Below are 17,142 nucleotides of genomic sequence, written 5' to 3'. Positions count from 1 at the left end.
ACGACTGCGTTCCCGTCGGATATCGGAGAGGGCGCTGCGTACCATCGGACCCATGGCCGGACGGACACGCGTGGCACTCGCCCTCGGCAGTGGTGGTGCCCGCGGGTACGCCCATATCGGCGCCATCCGGGCGATCGAAGAACGTGGCCTCGAAATTGTCGGAGTCTCAGGCGCTTCGATGGGCGCGCTGGTCGGTGGCGTCTACGCGGCAGGTGCGATGGACCCGTACACCGAATGGGCCACCGGACTGTCCCAGATGGATGTGGTGCGCCTTCTCGACCTGTCGGTCTCGGCTCCCGGCGCGATCCGCGCCGAACGGATCCTGTCCAAGATGCGGGAGATCCTCGGCGATGCGGTGATCGAGGAACTCCCGATTCCGTTCACCGCAGTCGCCACCGACCTCGCAGCAGGTCGCGCCGTCTGGTTCCAGCGAGGTCCCGTCCACGCGGCGATCCGGGCATCCATCGCGATACCCGGCGTCATCACGCCGGTGATACTCAACGGCCGCGTCCTCACCGACGGCGGCACACTCTCGCCCCTACCGATCGCACCGACGGTCGGCATGCCCGCCGACCTCACGATCGGAGTCAGCCTCGGCGGGGAGGAGCAGGGCTCGGCACAATCACCCGAGAACGCCAGCTCCGAGGCACGGCCCATCGAGGAATGGAAGGCACGTTTCCGGCGCAGCGCCAACCAGATGCTCGACACCGACATCGTGCGGTCGGTGGTCAACCGGTTCTCGACCAGTGCGGCGAACGACGAGCCACCGGAGGAGGACACCGAGGACACCGGAGACGTCGACGATGCGCTCGTCCCGAAGTTCGGACGCGTCGCGGTGATGAACCGGTCGCTCGACATCATGCAGTCGGCGCTGTCCCGGTTCCAGTTGGCGGCCTATCCGCCCGACATCCTCGTGGAGGTCCCGCGCACCGCGTGCCGAAGCCTCGACTTCCACAAGGCGGCCGAGATGATCGCGCTGGGGCGCTCCCTCACCGAGGAAGCCCTCGACCGTGCCGGTATCCCGGCCTCCGCGTCCACCGGTTCCGAGGCCGGAATCTCCGTCGATTCGTCACCGGACGAGCCCGGATCACCCTAGTCGCTACCGAGCAGCGGCGATCGGCCGTTGTGTTTCGTACATCCGGAGAGCGACGATCAGCGCGGAGGTTGCGCTGACGGCCGCAGCGACTCCGACCGCGGCGTGCAGACCCATCAGGTCGGCGACGATCCCGCCGAGGACTGCCCCGACCGCGTAGCCCAGATCGCGCCAGACGCGGTAGACGCCGACGGCCCGGCCTCGCCAGACCGGATGGGCGACGTCGCCGATCACGGCCAGCAGGGTGGGATAGACCATGGCGGTGCCCGCACCCAGCAGTACGGTGCCGGTCGCCCAGCCCGCGAATGCGTCGCTCAGCGCGATGACCGCCAGGGCGACCGCCTGCGTGGCCATTCCCGCGGTGATCAGGTGCTTCCGGCCGATCCGGTCCGAAAGGGCTCCGGTGACCAATTGTCCCGCGCCCCACACTCCTGGATAAAGGGCGAACAGCAGGCCGATCTGTGCAACGGTGAGGTCCGCGGTGGCGAACAACAGGGGGAACAACCCCCACGAGAGACCGAAATTGAGGTTGTTGACCAATCCCGCCTGACTCGCCGAGGACAGAGCGGGTTCCCGAAGACTGGTCTGGACCACGATCTCACGGTCGGTCAGGTCGGCGTGAAGGTGATCGTGGATTCCGTCGGCGCGGGCCACATGTTGCCCGGCGTCGAGCAACGCGTGATCCCGGGTCTCCCTCACGAAGAAACCCGACAACACCAACGCCAGGGCGGTGTACGCGAGCCCCAGCAGGAAGGGTGCGGGGCGCAGACCGAAATGCTCGGCCAGATAACCGGCGAACAGCGATGTCACCGCGACAGCGCCGTAACCTGCAGCTTCGTTGAGTCCCATGGCCAGACCGCGCCGGGCCGGACCGACCAGATCGATCTTCATCACCACGGTCGTCGACCAGGTGAGCCCCTGGTTGATACCCAACAGTACGTTCGCGGCTACCACCCACCACCAGTCGGTGGCGAGAATCAGCATGAGAGGTACCGGCAGGGCGAACAACCATCCCACCAGCAGCACCGGTTTGCGCCCGTAGCGGTCGGAGAAGGTCCCGGCGAAGTAGTTTGCGGCAGCCTTGGTGATCCCGAAGGCTGCCACGTAGGTGAAGATGAATGTGTAACCGCTCAGCCCGAATTCGTTCTCGGCAAGCAGCGGAAGAACGGTCTGTTGCTGACCGACCATGCCTCCCACCAGGGCGTTGACCGCCACCAGCAGGGTGAACTGGGCGGCGTTGGCCCGCAGACCCAGCACCGGAGGCCGGGGCGTGGCCCTGGGGCTCACGTCCCGGCCTCCGGGTCGGGGCCGACGGCTACGGCCGGTTCCGGTTCGTACGCCGTCTCCATGGTTGCGACCGAGGTCAGCGACGGAAGAGCGACCGCACGCTTCGACGCTCGGCGCGGGCCGGGACGGTGTCCTGACCGCAGGTGCAGCGATCGGCGGCGGGCACCGAACGCATGACGGCGTCGACATGCTGTCCGCATCCGCCCCATCCGGTCTTTGCGCAGTTCGGGCAGGCGACGGGGTAACACATGAGAGTCCTCCTCGATGAGAGTTCGCTACGGACCCGGCGAAGGGTCAGGAGCGGGAGGCTGCGCGTTGTCCGGCAACCTGGTCGTGGATCTCGGTCATGTCGAGGGCCTCGATCCGGGTGATCAGGTCCTCGAGAGCCGGTGCCGGCAACGCGCCGGGCTGTGAGTAGACGAGCACACCTTCTCGGAATGCCATGATCGTCGGAATCGAGCGGATGTTCGCCATGGCGGCGAGCTGCTGCTCGGCCTCGGTGTCGACCTTGGCATGCACGATCTCGGGGTGTGCCTGCGACGACTTGTCGAAGACCGGGGCGAAGGCACGGCACGGGCCGCACCACGACGCCCAGAAGTCGACGAGAACGATGTCGTTGCCGACGATGGTGGATTCGAAGTCCGCCATCGTGAGGTTCTTCGTCGTCATCGTTTCCGTTCCTTTCTCCGGGCCGGAATGATCAGGCAGGGACGTGAGATTCGGCCCACGCGTTGTAGCCGCCGAGCAGATCCGTGACGTTCTCGAAGCCCTGGGCCCGCAGCAGCGAAGCCGCCACGCTCGAACGCCATCCACCGGCACAGTGCACCACGATCGGCTTGCCGGCGGGAACCTGGTCCAGACGGGCCCGCAACTGCGCCAACGGGATCGGCACCGCGCCCGGAATCGTCCCGAACTCGCGCTCACCGGGGTTGCGGATGTCGACGAGGGTGACCGCGTCGGCGGCGAGCAAGCGGTCGAGTTCCTCGACGGTCGTCCGGGGTGCGGCCTCGATCAGGCCGGCCAGCTCCGCGGGGAAGGCCCCGTCCCGGTCGACGTTCAGATAACCTGCGGCACCGTCGGATCCGATTCGCGCCAGGCGCACCGCGGCGTCCTGCTCCTCACCGGGATAGGTGATCAGCACGATCTTCTCGCCGACCTCGGCGACCATGCCGCCGGTCTCGGCGAAACGCCCGTCGAACCCGACGTTGACCGATCCGCGCAGATGCCCGGCGGCGAAATCGTCGACGCTTCTCGCATCGAGAACACGCGTGCCGGCCTCGAGTTCGGCCTTCACCTGCTCGGGGCTCAGCTCGGGAATGGTGCGGTCCTGCAGCAGAAGCGGGTGCATCCGCTTGTTCATCGCGGCGTCGACCGAGAAGTACGACGGGGCGGCCGGCTGCCCTTCGGTGACCAGGGCGACGAAGTCGTCCTCGCTCATCGGTTGCACGGACGGGTTGGTGGCGCGCTGCTCCCCGATGGTCGAGGTGAGTTCGGTCGACAGGTTCTTCCCGCAGGACGAACCGGCACCGTGAGCGGGCATGACCACGACCTGGTCGGGCAAGGTCAGCAGCTTCTCGTGCACGGTGTGATACATCGCTCGCGCCAGATCGCTGGTGGATCCGTCGCCGAGGTTGACCAGGTCGGGGCGGCCGACATCGCCGATGAACAGCGAGTCGCCGGTGAGCACCGCCGACGGGACGGCATCGGGGTGTTCGCGCACCAGCACCGAGATCGATTCCCAGGTGTGGCCCGGGGTGGAGAGAATTTCGAGTTCGACCTCACCGAGGGACAGCTTCTCGCCGTCGCGCAGCCGGCGGATCGGGTAGTCGGTCTCGGCGGCTTCACCGAATCCGATCCACGCACCCGTGGCGTCGACCAGTTCGAGGTGACCCGAGACGAAGTCCGCGTGGAAGTGGGTGTTGATCACCCCTTCGATGGTCAGTCCGTACTTCTTTGCGTCGGAGAGGTATTCGGTGATGTCGCGGCGGGGGTCGACCACGACCGCCCTGCCCGTGCTCTCGTCACCGATGAGGTAGGACGCGTGGGAGAGGCACTCGATGTAGTACTGCTCGAGAATCATGGATTCCTCCGTTGCTGGATCCGGGTGATGTTCCGGTGATGTAGACATCGTGGCATATACCCCCTAGGGTATGTCAAGTACCCCCTGGGGTATCCGGGTCCGATTTCCCGGCAGCGCAGGATCGAGCAGGGAGTTACCGATGGAGAATCCGGAAGCCGATACCGCCGCCCTGCGACGCCTGCGCCGAGCACAAGGCCAGCTCACCGCGGTTATCACGATGCTCGAAACCGACCGCGATCTGCGCGAGGTGGTCATTCAGCTCGCAGCGACATCCCACGCGCTGCATCGCGCCGGATTCAAGATCATCTCGGACCGACTCCGCCGATGCATCCTCGACGAACAGGACGCCGCCTGCGACGACCGCATCACCGAGAAGGAACTCGAGAAGTTGCTCCTCGGCCTCGCCTGAGCTCACCCGACAAGCTCCTTGCATATACCCCCAGGGGTATGTGTACGATAGTCGAAGAATACCCCCTGGGGCACTTTTATCAGCCCCATCCGATTCCCCGATCGAAAGGCCCCCCATGACCGAGTCCCCCGCTGTCACCGTCGACCCGAACTCCTTGCACGAGTCGATCGACTCCGGCAAGAACGTGCGGATCATCGACGTCCGGACTCCGGGCGAGTTCGAGTCCGTGCACATCCCCGGCGCCTACAACGTCCCCCTGGACCTGTTGCGCGAGCACCGCGACGAGTTCTGCGCTCATTTCGACGAGAACGTCGTCCTGGTGTGTCGCTCCGGACAGCGTGCCGGTCAAGCCGAAGAGACCCTGCGCGACGCAGGATTGTTCAACCTCCACATCCTCGAGGGCGGCATGCTCGGCTGGGAAGCGGCCGGCCTGCCCGTCAACCGCGGCGCCGAACGCTGGGACCTCGAACGCCAGGTCCGGCTCGTCGCCGGTTCGCTCGTGCTGAGCTCGGTTCTCGGCAGCATCGCCGTGCCGAAGCTCAAGTGGCTCGCCGCCGGAATCGGCGGTGGGTTGACCTTCGCCGCACTGTCGAACACCTGCGCAATGGGCATGCTGCTGTCCAAGCTGCCCTACAACCGCGGCGCCTCGTGCGACGCCCAGAGCATCGTCGCGCAGCTTGTCCAGTCGAATACCGAAAGCGCCGAGAGGAACTGATCATGATCGCGTTGACCGTAGCTCTGGCAGTCCTCGTCGGTGTCACCCTCGGACTGCTCGGTGGCGGGGGCTCGATTCTCACCGTCCCGCTGCTCGCTTACGTGGCAGGTATGGACGCAAAGGAAGCGATTGCCACTTCGCTGCTGGTCGTGGGTGTCACCAGCGCGGTCGGCGCGATTTCCCATGCACGCGCCGGCCGCGTGCAGTGGCGCACCGGAATCCTGTTCGGTCTGGCCGGCATGGTCGGCGCCTACGGCGGGGGTCTGCTCTCGCGCTTCATACCCGGCACCGTCCTGCTGCTCGGCTTCGCCGTAATGATGATCGCAACAGCGATCGCCATGCTCCGCGGCCGTAAGAACAAGGCCGCGGCCGACGACGGCGACCAGGCCATGCCCGTGGGCAAGATCCTGCTCGACGGCGTGGTCGTCGGCCTGGTCACAGGCCTCGTCGGCGCCGGCGGCGGCTTCCTCGTCGTCCCGGCTCTGGCGCTGCTCGGTGGTCTGCCGATGCCGGTCGCGGTCGGCACATCGCTGATCGTGATCGCCATGAAGTCCTTCGCCGGACTCGGCGGTTACCTGTCCAACGTGCAGATCGACTGGCGTCTGGCGGCGATGGTCACCGGTGCCGCCGTCGTGGGCAGCCTCATCGGCGGCCGCCTGACCTCACTGGTCGATCCGGACACCCTGCGCAAGAGCTTCGGCTGGTTCGTCCTGATCATGTCCTCCGTCATCCTCGCGCAGGAGATCCATCCCGGCGTCGGCATCGCCGCGGCGGCACTCACCGTCGTTGCCGCCGGCGCCACCTATGCCTGCAACCGCAGGGAGCACTGCCCGCTGCAACGACTCGGAGGACGCTCTCGCGCCGCCGTGGCGGCGGGCTGAGCGGAGAACTCGGAAGTGCTCACCCATTCTCGACAGACCCGAACCGAGGAGTTCACCATGCACGAAGTCGACACTGCCGCTCTGATCCAGGCGTGGGAGTCCGGAGCTCCGGTGCTCGATGTCCGCGAGGACTACGAGTACATCCAGGGCCACGTTCCCGGCGCCCAATTGATCCCCCTCCCCGAACTGTCCGCCCGTGTGAGCGAGGTAGCTCCGGGAGAGACCGTCTACGTCATCTGCGCATCCGGAAACCGGAGCAAGCGCGGAGCCGAGATCCTCGAATCGGCCGGACGGCCCGCGGTATCCGTTGCCGGCGGGACGAGAGCGTGGGTGTCCGCGGGCCGAGAGGTCCGGCGCGGCCCCACCGCCTGAGCATCGGGCCGAACTTCTTCACCAGCGGCCTGCACGCCGCCGTCGACGACGGTGTGCAGGCCGTAGAGTGGAACCGTGCCGGGCTTCGCCCGAACGGTAGGAGTGGGACCGGTCGGAGACATGTCCCGACGCATCGACGGCGACCCGTTGGCGATCGGCGCGGTGGACGCTCCCGTGGTGATGGTCGCGTACTCCGACTACCGCTGCCCGTTCTGTGCCAAGTTCAGCCGGGACGTCGAAGCGGCCTTGATCGACAAGTACGTGGACGAGGGAATTCTGCGCATCGAATGGCGCGACCTGCCGATCTTCGGCGAGCAGTCGATGGCCGAAGATCTTGCCGGCCACGCCGCTGCCGCACAGGGGAAGTTCTGGGAGTTCGGTACGGCCGTCTACGCCTCCTCCCCCGATCGTGGTCATCCCGACCTGACATCGGAGGCTCTGCGCAGCTTCGCAGCTGCGGCCGGAGTGCCCGACCAGGACCGATTCGACCGGCAGGCCGCCGACCCGTCCGTGGACCAGGACATCTACGCCGACATGCTCGAGGCGAACACCATCGGCGTGGCAAGTACACCGTCGTTCGTGATCAACGGCACCCCGATTCTGGGCGCACAACCGCTCGGGGTCTTCGAGCAGGTCATCGAGGCAGCAGCCGGGTCGGCGCCGTGACCGAGATCGGTCTGCTCGGCGCCCTGCTCGGCGACCTGCTTTCCCTGCTCAGTCCGTGCTCGGCGCTGCTACTGCCCTCCTTCTTCGCGTATGCCTTCGACGGCGCGGGACGTCTTGCAGCACGCACCGCACTCTTCTATGCCGGATTGACCTCGGTGCTCGCGCCTCTGGGCGCCGGACTCGGATTGGTCGGTGCGCTCCTGACTCAGCAGGCTCCATTGCGAACTCATACCGCCTCCCTCATCTCGGGTCTGCTGTTCATCGGCATCGGCGTGCTGTTTCTCGTCACCGACGGCACCGCGAATCTCACCGGCCTCATGGGCGTCGACGAGCAGCTCGACCTGCAAGTTGCACTCGGACAATGGGCCACGGACATGCACGGTCCCGGCCTACTCCTGACAGTCGCTGTCATCGCGTTCGCCGCGGTCGCAGTCCGCGTGATTCGGCAACGGCGTCAACATCGACCCGGGTACCACTGAAAGAGGATGCGACCGAAAGGAGCGAGATGACGTTGGTGCTCGCGCTGGGCTTCGGTGCCGTCATCGGCGTGCTGCTCGGCCTGCTCGGCGGAGGCGGATCGATCCTCGCGGTCCCGGCTCTGGTCTTCGGCCTGGGGTTGAGCATGGCGCAGGCCATCCCGATCTCACTGATCGTCGTCGGCGTGGCGTCGGCGGTGGGGGTGCTTCCGAAAGTACGCGCTCGCCAGGTCGAGTGGCGTCTGGCAGGTATCTTCGCCGCCACCGGCATTCCGGCCACCTTCGCGGGCAGCGCCGTGGGACGGTTGCTTCCGGAACGCGCTCTTCTGATCGGGTTCGCGGTGGTGATGGTCTTGGCAGGAGCGAGGATGCTCGCCGATCGTGGCGATACCGGAACAGCGTGCTCGACCGAAGGATCCCGAATCAACTGGCGCCGTTGCGCTCCTCGGTCGATCGCGGCCGGCCTCACGGTCGGCTTTCTCACCGGCCTGTTCGGTGTCGGCGGCGGATTTCTGATCATCCCTGCGCTCGTCCTCATGCTCGGCATCGAGATGCCGGTTGCCGTGGGCACCTCGCTGGTGATCATCGTCGCCAATTCCGCCGCGGGTCTGATCTCGCATCTGAGCGGCACGAGCATCGACTGGGCGATCACCGCCGCCTTCGCCGGCACAGCGATCGTCGGGTCGCTCGTCGCGGGGCAGTTCGGGACCCGCATCGACACCGACCGGCTTCAACGCTGGTTCGCCTATCTGGTGTTCGCCGTGGCCGCCTACGTGCTCGTCGACGCGATCTTCCTACGGTGACCGCTACCGCATCCACCGTTTCACCCATACGGGTACGGGTATTCGTCCCGTACATCCCCCGAATGAAGGAGTCCCCGATGGACGTGTCGATCATCGAAACCTCCGGCCTCGGCGATCGCAGCTACCTGATCAGCGCGGGCGACATCGGTGCCGTGGTGGACCCGCAACGCGACATCGACCGAGTACTGAAGCTGGCGGCCGAACGCGGAGTACGCATCACCCACGTGCTCGAAACGCACATCCACAACGACTACGTCACCGGCGGTCTCGAACTGTCCAGGGCAGTGAACGCCGAATACGTCGTTCCGGCCGGCGACGATCTCGGCTACCAGCGGCGCGCGGTGGTCGACGGCGACATCGTCGACGCCGGAGCATTCCGATTCCAGGTCATGCACACTCCCGGCCACACGCATCATCACGTCAGCTATGTGCTGCGCGATCCCGACGACACTGCCGTCGGAGTGTTCACCGGCGGTTCGATGCTCTTCGGCACGACCGGACGGACCGATCTCGTCGGCGAGAAGCACACCGACGAACTCACCCACGCGCAGTACCACTCGGTGCGCCGCCTCGCCGAGGAACTGCCTGCGGAGACGAAGGTGTACCCCACGCACGGCTTCGGCAGTTTCTGCGCCGCCACACCCGCCAGCGGCGACGAGTCCACCATCGGCCGCGAACGTACGTCGAACCCGGCCCTGACCCAGGACGAACAGGCATACGTCGACGAACTGCTCGCGGGGCTGGCCGCCTACCCTGCCTATTACGCCCATATGGGAGTGATCAACCGCGCCGGACCTGCGCCGGTGGACCTGTCGATGCCCGAGCGCGTCGATCCGGAGGAGCTGCGCCGGAGGATCGATTCCGGCGAATGGGTCGTCGACCTCCGCGAACGCACTGCTTTCGCCGCCGGACACCTCGGCGGCACCCTCGGGTTCGAACTATCCGGTTCGTTCGTAACCTATCTGGGCTGGCTCTACACCTGGGGAGCGCCGTTGACCCTGATCGGAGAGAGCGAGGAGCAGGTACTCGACGCGCGTCGCGAACTCGTCCGCATCGGCATCGACGATCTCGAAGGTGCCGCAGTGGGCGAGATCCACACCCTCGTCGCCGGCACCGAACTGCGTTCCTATCGTGTCGCCGATTTCCCCGCTCTCGCCCGCAGACGCGACGAGCAGCAGGTCACCGTCCTCGATGTGCGGCAGGCGAACGAGTTCGACGAATCGCACATCGACGGCGCCGTCAACATCGCACTGCACGAACTCGCCGATCGTCTCGACGAGGTCCCCCAGGGGGAAGTCTGGGTGCACTGCGCGTCCGGCTACCGCTCGTCGATCGCGGCATCGATGATCGATGCACCCGAACGCAACGTCGTTCTCGTCAACGACGAATTCGACCGTGCTCGCGAACTCGGACTCACCGGCTGAGACGGTCCCTCAGCCAACGGATCACCCGGCAGTTCGGTAACGCTGCCGGGTGATCAGCGCCGCCCCCATCCACAGCACGGCAAATGTCGCCGCCAGCGCCAGGCCGACGTACTCCAGGTTCAGAGCCGCGATCCACCCGGTCCACGGGTCGGTCAAGGCGAACACCTCGCGCGCCGTGGACACCAGAATGATGGTTCCCAGCACGGCTGCGGCGACGACCGACACACCCGTGGTGATCAACGTGAAGAAGATCTTCGTTCCGGGTGCCAGACCCTCACCGGAATAGAGTTTGGTCATTGCGATGCCGTCGATCGCGTCGACCAGTGTCATCCCCGCGGCGAAACACAAAGGTAGTGCCAGCACCAACCACACCGAGGCGCCGGTGAGGGTCGTCGCGACCGCGACGGCGACGACCCCGATGGTCATCGCAGTATCGAACCCCAGACCGAACAGGACGCCGATCACGTAGATGTGCCGGGGATGACACACCCTGCGCAGGGGCGCCTGCAACACCCGTGCCGCCGCCGTCCGCGACAGCGCCTGCTCCACGGCCACGGCGTCCGGCTCACGCTCGCGATGCAGGGCGCGCAAGCGCACCCAGGCCACGGCGTTGACGGCGGCGATGAGGACGAGGAAACCTCCGGCGACCACCGCGCCGACCGTCGCCAGCACCGCCGTCGCCGGTTCGTCGTCGGACAACAACCGCGTTGCGGTGCCGACCCCGGCTGCCACCAGGACCGTCACCACGAACACCACTGTCGAATGCCCCAGGCTGAACGCCAGGCCCACGCTCATGGGCCGGCGGCCTTCGCCGACAAACTTGCGCGTCGCGTTGTCGATACCGGTGATGTGATCGGCGTCGAGAGCATGCCGCAGCCCCAACGCGTATGCGGTCAGTGCGACGCTCACACTCACCGCGTCGGCGGCCGACGTCCATTGGGCCCACGCCAGCAGACCGAAGCCCAGGACGTGCACCGACGCCACAACCGCCAAGGTCGCAGCGATGCGCAGTCGCTCGGGAACGTGCTCTCGCCCGGAACTGTCGACCAAGCGAGCGAGCCCTGAATCACGAGACGAAGTGACGAACTCACTCACGCGCTGTTCTCCCTCCGACTGCGCAGACCGAAGCACCACGGCAGCGCAGGGCGTCGCAGCAATCGTCGCCCTCATACCCGCACGGCGTAGCTGTCACACTCGTGGTCGACAAGGTGAAGATCGGTCGCACAACTCACATTCCGACCAGATACCCCCCGGGGTACAATGGTCTACAGAACTAGGAAAGGACGCCTCCATGGTCGGCGACGAAGACAGCATCGCACTGGTACTCAACCGGCTGCGCCGCGCGCAGGGTCAGCTCGGCGGAGTGATCGCGATGATCGAACAGGGTCGTGACTGTAAGGATGTCGTAACCCAGCTCGCCGCGGTCTCCCGCGCTCTGGACCGTGCCGGATTCAAGATTGTGGCGAGCGGTTTGCGGGAATGCCTCACCGAGACGGCCCAGGACGGCAAGGAGCCGATGACCGAGGCCGAACTCGAGAAGCTCTTCCTCGCCCTGGCTTGACACCTCCCCTTCCGAGAGAAAGCAGGACACCCATGACACTCGCACTCTCGACCACCCTCCACACCTCGTTCGACGATGCGGTCGAACGCACCCGCAAGGCACTGGCCGGGCAGGGATTCGGCATTCTCACCGAGATCGACATGAAGGCCACCCTGAAGGCCAAGCTCGGTGAGGACCTGGAGGATTACGTGATCCTCGGTGCGTGCAATCCGCCGCTCGCCCACCGGGCGGTGACGGTCGATCGGCAGATCGGGCTCTTGCTCCCCTGCAACGTCGTGGTCCGCACCGACCCCGAGGATCCCGACACCGTGGTGGTCGACGCAATGAACCCACAGATGATGGTGCAGGTCGCCGATCAGCCGGGACTCGCGGAGGTCGCCGACGACGCCACCACCGCTCTGCAGGCCGCCATCGATTCCTTGAAGGCGGATACGGCACAGAACTGAATCGACACCACGAGGGGCCGGCACAGCGACTGTGCCGGCCCCTCGCCCCGAACGGGTCAGGGATAGTTGGGATTGTTGTATTCGGGGATCTCGATGCTGATCGGGCGCAGTTCCGACATGTACAGCAGGACGAACTGGCGCAGCAGTTCGTCGAACGTCCAGTAGGCATCCGGCGCCAGCGGAAGCGGCAGCAGGCCTTCGCGTACCGCGATGAACGGACCCCACGCGACGTCGAGCAGTGTGCCCCAGACCGGTTCGCGCGGAATATTGAGCCAGTTGGCGACCTCGTCGCCGAGAGCGAAGCGGGTGAGCGCACCGAGGATCGGGCGGGACAACAGCGAGAAGTCGAGACCCTTACCGAGATCGAGGAGCATATCGGCGAGCTTCACGCCCTCGGGTGTGGGCGCCAGGATCGGATCGAGCGCCTCCTGCGCCTGGGATTCGGCGTCGTCCCAGGTGGCCGGGATGTACTGGTCTTCGATGCCGAGCATGTGCGCACTGACCTGCCACGAGTGCAGGAATCCGTCGGCCTCCGCGGCCGGGATGGGAACCTTCCACTCCTTCAACGTGCGCATCACGCTGGTGGGCAGGCTGTGCCAGGTGACCATCATGTCGTGCTGGCTGATCGGCACGTCCTCCGGTGCCATGTTGGACCAGTGCGAGGACTGCGGAAGCAGATGACGCACGCCGGCATGGACGAGCCTGGTCTTCACGGCTGTGACGATCATTTCGCCGTCGCCCAGATACGCGTTGCGAGAACCGATGTCGTAGCCCAATTTTGCAGTCTTCGAGATGCGGCCCTTCATGTTCGCGCCGCCCTTGGAGTAGTAGACGGCCAGCGCCTCTTTCGGGATGACCGTGCTCATCATCCCGCTCACGAATCCGTACAGCACACCGAGGTACAACCCGCGCTTCTCGTTGAAGCGGACGGCCGTCTCGAGTTTCGCCGGATCGGCCCAGGGCGGAAGCTGCCGGGCGTGTTCCATGAAGTCGCGCAGGTCGTTCGGAAGTCCTTCGGGTAACGGCTGGGAGTTCTTCTTCCAGGTGCGCAGCAGCTCGTTGACCCTCGGTACGTCGCCCCGCTCGAGCAATGAAGCGACGAGCGGGTCGGCCTCGTTGTCCCATACCTGTCGCGGGTCGGCACCGCTCCCCGCACCCGGTATCGATCCTGACGGTGACCACTTCCAGGGCCGGGCCTGGGCCGGCGCTGCCACCGCGAACGCCCCCAAGGCACCCAGGAGGCCACCGGTTTTCAGAACGTCGCGCCTGCTCGGATTATCCATACTGCCGCTCCCCTACGACTCGCGGATGTAGCAATGAAACATTCAGCGTTTCTCTGTAGCATCGAACCACACTGTGGCTCGGGTCACAATGAATCGTGAAATATCACTGCTCGACATGGTCCGCGCCGGGACCGGAACGGTAAACTCTGGACTTCGAGGAGGACATGTGGATTCTGCGTCGCCGATTTCCCGAGCGGTCTCACCCGCCTCCCTACCGCCCCCTGCCGAATCGGCATCGTTGCTGGAACGTGCCTTTCAGGACGCACTTTTACTCCCGGACGAATCCGTCATGGGTACCGAGATCGACGAGACCCGCGTGCGCCTGCTCGATGCCGCTTACGAACAGTTCTGCCGAACCGGCATCCAGCGCTCCTCGATGGAGGAGATCGCCCGCCGCGCGAAACTGTCGCGAATCACCGTGTACCGTAAGTTCGAATCGAAGGATGCCCTCGTCGACGAGGTCATCATGCGCGAGTTCCGCCGCTACTTCCTGCGTTTCCTCGAGGACATCGCCCAGGCCGACACCGTGGCCGACAGGGTGGTCCTCGGATTCGTCAGCGCGCTGCGCGTCATCCGCACGAACAGGCTGATCGGCAATCTGCTCGAGACCGAACCGGTGCTGTTCGCCGGTGCGATCGGAGGCGACGACGGAACGATGCTCGCCGCTGTCCGCCGGTTCGTCGCGGGGCAGTTGCAGCGAGAGCAACGCGCGGGAACGGTCGCCGCCGATCTGAACACCGATCTGGTGGCGGAGATGATCGTCCGCATCTCGGCATCGTTCCTCACCACACCGAGTCAGGTCGTCGACATCGACGACGACGACGCCCTGGCGTCGATCGCGCGGCAGTTCCTCGTTCCGATGGTGCTGCCGGGCTACGGGTCGACGCGGTAGTACCGCCCTTCTTCGTCCAATCGCGCCCGCAGTGCTTCCAACACCGGCCGCTGCCCCTTGATCAGTTTCGTCTCGGCGTCCGCCGCGACGATCCAGCGCGCATCGTCGACCTCCGGGATCGTGATCCGCTTACCGGACTTCGGCGGCCATTCGACCTCGCACGTGTTGCTTTCGACGAATTCCAACTCGTCCGTCGTCTCCCCCGCGTAGATGCTGACGATCTTGCCGGACGACTGCCGGTAGCGACCGAGCAACGACAGCGGCACGTCCGGCGGTTCGATCCCGCACTCCTCGGTGAACTCGCGCAGGGCGACCTCCCGGGGATCCTCCTCCGGGCCGTACTCCCCCTTCGGCACCGACCAGGCCGCTTCGTCCTTCCCCTTCCAGAACGGCCCGCCGGGGTGGACGAGCCACACGCTGAGCAGACCGGTGTCGTCGACGCGGTAGAACATCAGACCTGCGCTGGTGACGGCCATCATCGCTCCTGTATGCCTGCGACAGGTTGACGCAGAATGGTTTTCAGCTTCTCGGGAGCCGCGCGGCGAGGGTCGGACAGGTAGATCTCGTGGTGGTCGCCGGCGAACGTCACCCCTCGTTCGGGCATCACCTGCGTGTGCAGGCGCAGCAGGACAGGGCCTTCCGCGTCGTACGGTCCGATGTGCAGGATCTGCAGCGCCCTGCCCTCCGCCAGCCGGAACGGCCGCACTCGCGGAAGGGAGGGGAGCGGTTTCTTCTTCGCCCGGGCCTTGTCACCCGCCGCTGCGATCGCGTCGTCCACCATGTCGTCGGTGATCCACGGCGGCTGCGCGATGAGCATGCGCCACGACCAGGAGTCCTTGTCCCGCGTGAGGAAGGTGCTCATGTCCTCGCTCCACCACAGACCTTCGAGGGGCCCGACGACGGAATCCCGGCCGAGTTCCTTCTTGGAGGTGAACTTCAGGGTGTATGCCACCGAGTAGAGGGCCTCGACGGCGTCGGCGTACTCGCCGGAACTGTTCGGATCGCCCTTGCCGTCCACGGCGAGGTAACCGATCTCGGGGACGTGCACCTCGGTGAAATCCTCGGTCGAGCATGTGTACAGCTCACGGTGCTCACGCTTGATGTCGTATTTGTCCACGGCGCCCCTTCCGTTCGAGGACGAGGATAGGCGCCCGTCGACATCCGTACGGGGTGATCGACACCCCTTCGCCCCGCGGCCGTTTGCGTCTAGCATCGTCCCCATGCTCGACGAGAGCACCCAGAAGGCGTTCGAGGAGAACCGCACCCACCTGCTGTCGGTGGCCTACCGCCTCACCGGCAGCATCGCCGACGCCGAGGACGCCGTGCAGGACGCATGGCTGCGACTCGCGGGCGCGGATGTCTCCGAGGTACGCGACCTGCGTGCCTGGTTGACGACGGTCGTGGGACGGTTGTGCCTCGACAGGTTGCGCTCGGCCGCGGTGCGCCGCGAGACCTACATGGGCCAGTGGCTGCCCGAACCGATCGTGGCGCCTCTCGGCTCCCCTGCTCCCGCGGACCCGCTCGACGAGATCGTGCGCGACGAGGACAACCGCCTGGCCGCGCTCGTCGTCCTTGACAGCCTGACGCCGGCCCAGCGCGTCGCGTTCGTGCTCCACGACGCGTTCGACATCCCGTTCGACGACATCGCCCGGATCCTCGACGTCGCCACCCCGACCGCCCGCCAGCTGGCCTCCCGCGCCCGCCGGACGGTCTCGACCGTGCCACCGCCGAGTTCACCGGCCGAACACGAGGAGGCCGTCGGACGGCTCGTCGCGGCCTTCGCGGGCGCCGACCTCGACGCCGTCGTCGCCGCGCTCCATCCCGACGCCCGCATGATCGGGGACGCCGGCGGCACGACCCGCACGGCGCTGAACGTCGTGGTCGGCGCCGAGAAGGTCGCGCGGTTCATCCTCGGACTGCTGCGGCTCTACGGTGCCGAGGCGTTGACGGCCTTCGAACCGGTCCTCGTCAACGGCGAGCTGGGTCTGTTGAACCGCGGTCGCCCGGCCGAGAACGGTCGGCCGGGCTTTCCTCCGCGCGTGACGGCGTGGACCGTGCGGGACGGACGGATCTGGGCGGCCTACGACATCGCGAACCCCGAGAAGCTCAGACGCGGAGTCCTTCTGCCCGACGGCATCTTCGACTAGGCGTCATGCGTTCCCGGCTTCTTCGGCCCACGGCACCCGGCAGGCGTCCGTGCTGAATCCCTGGTCGTGGATGCCCAGCGCCGAGTTCATGCGCGCACGCATGTTCTCGAGCGCGATCTGATAGGTGAGTTCGACGACGCCCGCCGGCCCGAAACGACGCTCGAGGTCGGCGACCTGTTCGTCGGTGACCTCCGTCGCCACGTCGCCGGTCATCGCGTCGGCGTACGCGATCGCGGCCTTCTCGTCGTCGCTGTAGAGATCGGAGGTCTCGTACTCGGCGATGTGGGCGAGTCGTTCGGTGTCGAGTCCGTCCAGCCGCTGGAGCATCGTGCCGAAGTCGATGCACCACGAGCATCCGACGGTCCACGCCACGCGGTAGACCGCGATCTCCCGGACCGCGGCGGGCAGGACGGTGGAGGCGCGTTGGGCGAGCATCTCGTGGATTCCGCTCGTACGCATCAGCCTCGGATGGTGTGCCGCCACCGCGAAGGGTTCGGGGACCGAACCGAACCTGCGGCGGGCGAGCGCATACATCGCACGGGTCATCGGACCGGTGCGGTCGGGAGCGACGGCTTCGAGTCGTGCCATGACGGTGTCCTTCCGGTGC

At 66.3% G+C, this 17,142-nt stretch carries 22 protein-coding genes; 13 read left to right on the top strand and 9 right to left on the bottom strand.

All coding sequences use genetic code 11. The annotated features are described in order from the left end of the window. The first annotated feature begins 52 nt into the window (after nucleotides 1-52). Nucleotides 53-1,096, top strand: coding sequence for a patatin-like phospholipase family protein (locus U9J23_RS04310; protein WP_272266808.1), 1,044 nt, complete (start codon nucleotides 53-55; stop codon nucleotides 1,094-1,096). A 3-nt stretch (nucleotides 1,097-1,099) separates the two neighbouring features. Here U9J23_RS04310 and U9J23_RS04305 read toward each other — a convergent pair whose 3' ends face one another. The 4 genes from U9J23_RS04305 to U9J23_RS04290 all read right to left on the bottom strand — a co-directional run bounded on the left by U9J23_RS04305 (nucleotide 1,100) and on the right by U9J23_RS04290 (nucleotide 4,460). Further along, on the bottom strand, nucleotides 1,100-2,380 hold the full coding sequence (locus U9J23_RS04305; protein WP_106200584.1) for an MFS transporter: 1,281 nt from the start codon (nucleotides 2,378-2,380) through the stop codon (nucleotides 1,100-1,102). A gap of 76 nt (nucleotides 2,381-2,456) precedes the next feature. Next, on the bottom strand, nucleotides 2,457-2,630 hold the full coding sequence (locus U9J23_RS04300) for a hypothetical protein (protein ID WP_162836426.1): 174 nt from the start codon (nucleotides 2,628-2,630) through the stop codon (nucleotides 2,457-2,459). 44 nt (nucleotides 2,631-2,674) lie between these two features. Next, nucleotides 2,675-3,049: a thioredoxin gene (gene trxA, locus U9J23_RS04295; protein WP_071934404.1), complete on the bottom strand. Its 375-nt coding sequence runs from the start codon at nucleotides 3,047-3,049 to the stop codon at nucleotides 2,675-2,677. A gap of 31 nt (nucleotides 3,050-3,080) precedes the next feature. Continuing rightward, nucleotides 3,081-4,460, bottom strand: a complete 1,380-nt coding sequence (locus U9J23_RS04290; protein WP_106200585.1) for an MBL fold metallo-hydrolase — start codon at nucleotides 4,458-4,460, stop codon at nucleotides 3,081-3,083. 139 nt (nucleotides 4,461-4,599) lie between these two features. Here U9J23_RS04290 and U9J23_RS04285 point away from each other — a divergent pair, with 139 nt between their 5' ends. The 8 genes from U9J23_RS04285 (at nucleotide 4,600) to U9J23_RS04250 (ending at nucleotide 10,206) form a co-directional block, all read left to right on the top strand. Then, nucleotides 4,600-4,869, top strand: a complete 270-nt coding sequence (locus tag U9J23_RS04285; RefSeq protein ID WP_272266816.1) for a metal-sensitive transcriptional regulator — start codon at nucleotides 4,600-4,602, stop codon at nucleotides 4,867-4,869. Nucleotides 4,870-4,984: 115 nt separating this feature from the next. Beyond that, the gene (locus U9J23_RS04280) at nucleotides 4,985-5,584 is read left to right on the top strand and encodes a rhodanese-like domain-containing protein (protein WP_039587607.1); all 600 of its coding nucleotides are present in this window, start codon (nucleotides 4,985-4,987) and stop codon (nucleotides 5,582-5,584) included. 2 nt (nucleotides 5,585-5,586) lie between these two features. Next, nucleotides 5,587-6,465: a sulfite exporter TauE/SafE family protein gene (locus U9J23_RS04275; RefSeq protein ID WP_106200586.1), complete on the top strand. Its 879-nt coding sequence runs from the start codon at nucleotides 5,587-5,589 to the stop codon at nucleotides 6,463-6,465. A gap of 57 nt (nucleotides 6,466-6,522) precedes the next feature. After that, nucleotides 6,523-6,837: a rhodanese-like domain-containing protein gene (locus U9J23_RS04270; protein ID WP_039587717.1), complete on the top strand. Its 315-nt coding sequence runs from the start codon at nucleotides 6,523-6,525 to the stop codon at nucleotides 6,835-6,837. 120 nt (nucleotides 6,838-6,957) lie between these two features. Beyond that, entirely contained in the window at nucleotides 6,958-7,503 is a 546-nt protein-coding gene (locus tag U9J23_RS04265; protein ID WP_083543719.1) for a DsbA family protein, read from the top strand. Further along, nucleotides 7,500-7,982: a hypothetical protein gene (locus tag U9J23_RS04260; RefSeq protein ID WP_039587612.1), complete on the top strand. Its 483-nt coding sequence runs from the start codon at nucleotides 7,500-7,502 to the stop codon at nucleotides 7,980-7,982. Before U9J23_RS04265 ends, U9J23_RS04260 begins: the two co-directional genes overlap by 4 nt. A 26-nt stretch (nucleotides 7,983-8,008) precedes the next feature. Continuing rightward, nucleotides 8,009-8,782 (top strand): sulfite exporter TauE/SafE family protein, encoded by a 774-nt coding sequence (locus U9J23_RS04255; protein WP_071934401.1) that lies wholly within the window; start codon nucleotides 8,009-8,011, stop codon nucleotides 8,780-8,782. Nucleotides 8,783-8,859: 77 nt separating this feature from the next. After that, nucleotides 8,860-10,206: an MBL fold metallo-hydrolase gene (locus U9J23_RS04250; protein ID WP_272266822.1), complete on the top strand. Its 1,347-nt coding sequence runs from the start codon at nucleotides 8,860-8,862 to the stop codon at nucleotides 10,204-10,206. Between the two features lie 21 nt (nucleotides 10,207-10,227). Here the strand turns inward: U9J23_RS04250 and U9J23_RS04245 are convergent, their stop codons facing one another. Next, a complete protein-coding gene (locus tag U9J23_RS04245) occupies nucleotides 10,228-11,256 on the bottom strand; it encodes a HoxN/HupN/NixA family nickel/cobalt transporter (RefSeq protein ID WP_226950072.1) in 1,029 nt (342 codons plus the stop codon). A 241-nt stretch (nucleotides 11,257-11,497) separates the two neighbouring features. Here U9J23_RS04245 and U9J23_RS04240 point away from each other — a divergent pair, with 241 nt between their 5' ends. After that, entirely contained in the window at nucleotides 11,498-11,767 is a 270-nt protein-coding gene (locus U9J23_RS04240; protein WP_016695659.1) for a metal-sensitive transcriptional regulator, read from the top strand. Nucleotides 11,768-11,799: 32 nt separating this feature from the next. Beyond that, nucleotides 11,800-12,213, top strand: coding sequence for a DUF302 domain-containing protein (locus U9J23_RS04235; RefSeq protein ID WP_039587618.1), 414 nt, complete (start codon nucleotides 11,800-11,802; stop codon nucleotides 12,211-12,213). 56 nt (nucleotides 12,214-12,269) lie between these two features. Here the strand turns inward: U9J23_RS04235 and U9J23_RS04230 are convergent, their stop codons facing one another. Next, nucleotides 12,270-13,496, bottom strand: coding sequence for an oxygenase MpaB family protein (locus tag U9J23_RS04230; RefSeq protein ID WP_039587620.1), 1,227 nt, complete (start codon nucleotides 13,494-13,496; stop codon nucleotides 12,270-12,272). A gap of 166 nt (nucleotides 13,497-13,662) precedes the next feature. Between U9J23_RS04230 and U9J23_RS04225 the strand changes: the two genes are divergently transcribed. After that, the gene (locus U9J23_RS04225) at nucleotides 13,663-14,388 is read left to right on the top strand and encodes a TetR/AcrR family transcriptional regulator (protein WP_039587622.1); all 726 of its coding nucleotides are present in this window, start codon (nucleotides 13,663-13,665) and stop codon (nucleotides 14,386-14,388) included. Here the strand turns inward: U9J23_RS04225 and U9J23_RS04220 are convergent. Next, nucleotides 14,370-14,864: an NUDIX domain-containing protein gene (locus U9J23_RS04220; protein ID WP_039587624.1), complete on the bottom strand. Its 495-nt coding sequence runs from the start codon at nucleotides 14,862-14,864 to the stop codon at nucleotides 14,370-14,372. The genes U9J23_RS04225 and U9J23_RS04220 overlap by 19 nt on opposite strands. Further along, a complete protein-coding gene (locus U9J23_RS04215; RefSeq protein ID WP_272266830.1) occupies nucleotides 14,864-15,505 on the bottom strand; it encodes a GyrI-like domain-containing protein in 642 nt (213 codons plus the stop codon). The genes U9J23_RS04220 and U9J23_RS04215 overlap by 1 nt, the downstream gene beginning before the upstream one ends. A 103-nt stretch (nucleotides 15,506-15,608) precedes the next feature. Here U9J23_RS04215 and U9J23_RS04210 point away from each other — a divergent pair, with 103 nt between their 5' ends. Further along, the gene (locus U9J23_RS04210) at nucleotides 15,609-16,535 is read left to right on the top strand and encodes a sigma-70 family RNA polymerase sigma factor (protein ID WP_145707865.1); all 927 of its coding nucleotides are present in this window, start codon (nucleotides 15,609-15,611) and stop codon (nucleotides 16,533-16,535) included. Nucleotides 16,536-16,538: 3 nt separating this feature from the next. Here the strand turns inward: U9J23_RS04210 and U9J23_RS04205 are convergent, their stop codons facing one another. Then, the gene (locus U9J23_RS04205) at nucleotides 16,539-17,123 is read right to left on the bottom strand and encodes a carboxymuconolactone decarboxylase family protein (RefSeq protein WP_059381832.1); all 585 of its coding nucleotides are present in this window, start codon (nucleotides 17,121-17,123) and stop codon (nucleotides 16,539-16,541) included. Nucleotides 17,124-17,142 lie beyond the last annotated feature (19 nt).

The organism is Rhodococcus sp. PD04 (genome assembly GCF_035918275.1).
GTDB lineage: Bacteria > Actinomycetota > Actinomycetes > Mycobacteriales > Mycobacteriaceae > Rhodococcus > Rhodococcus rhodochrous.
The sequence above is the reverse complement of the archived record's forward strand: the minus strand, read 5'-3'. Positions and strand labels throughout refer to the sequence as shown.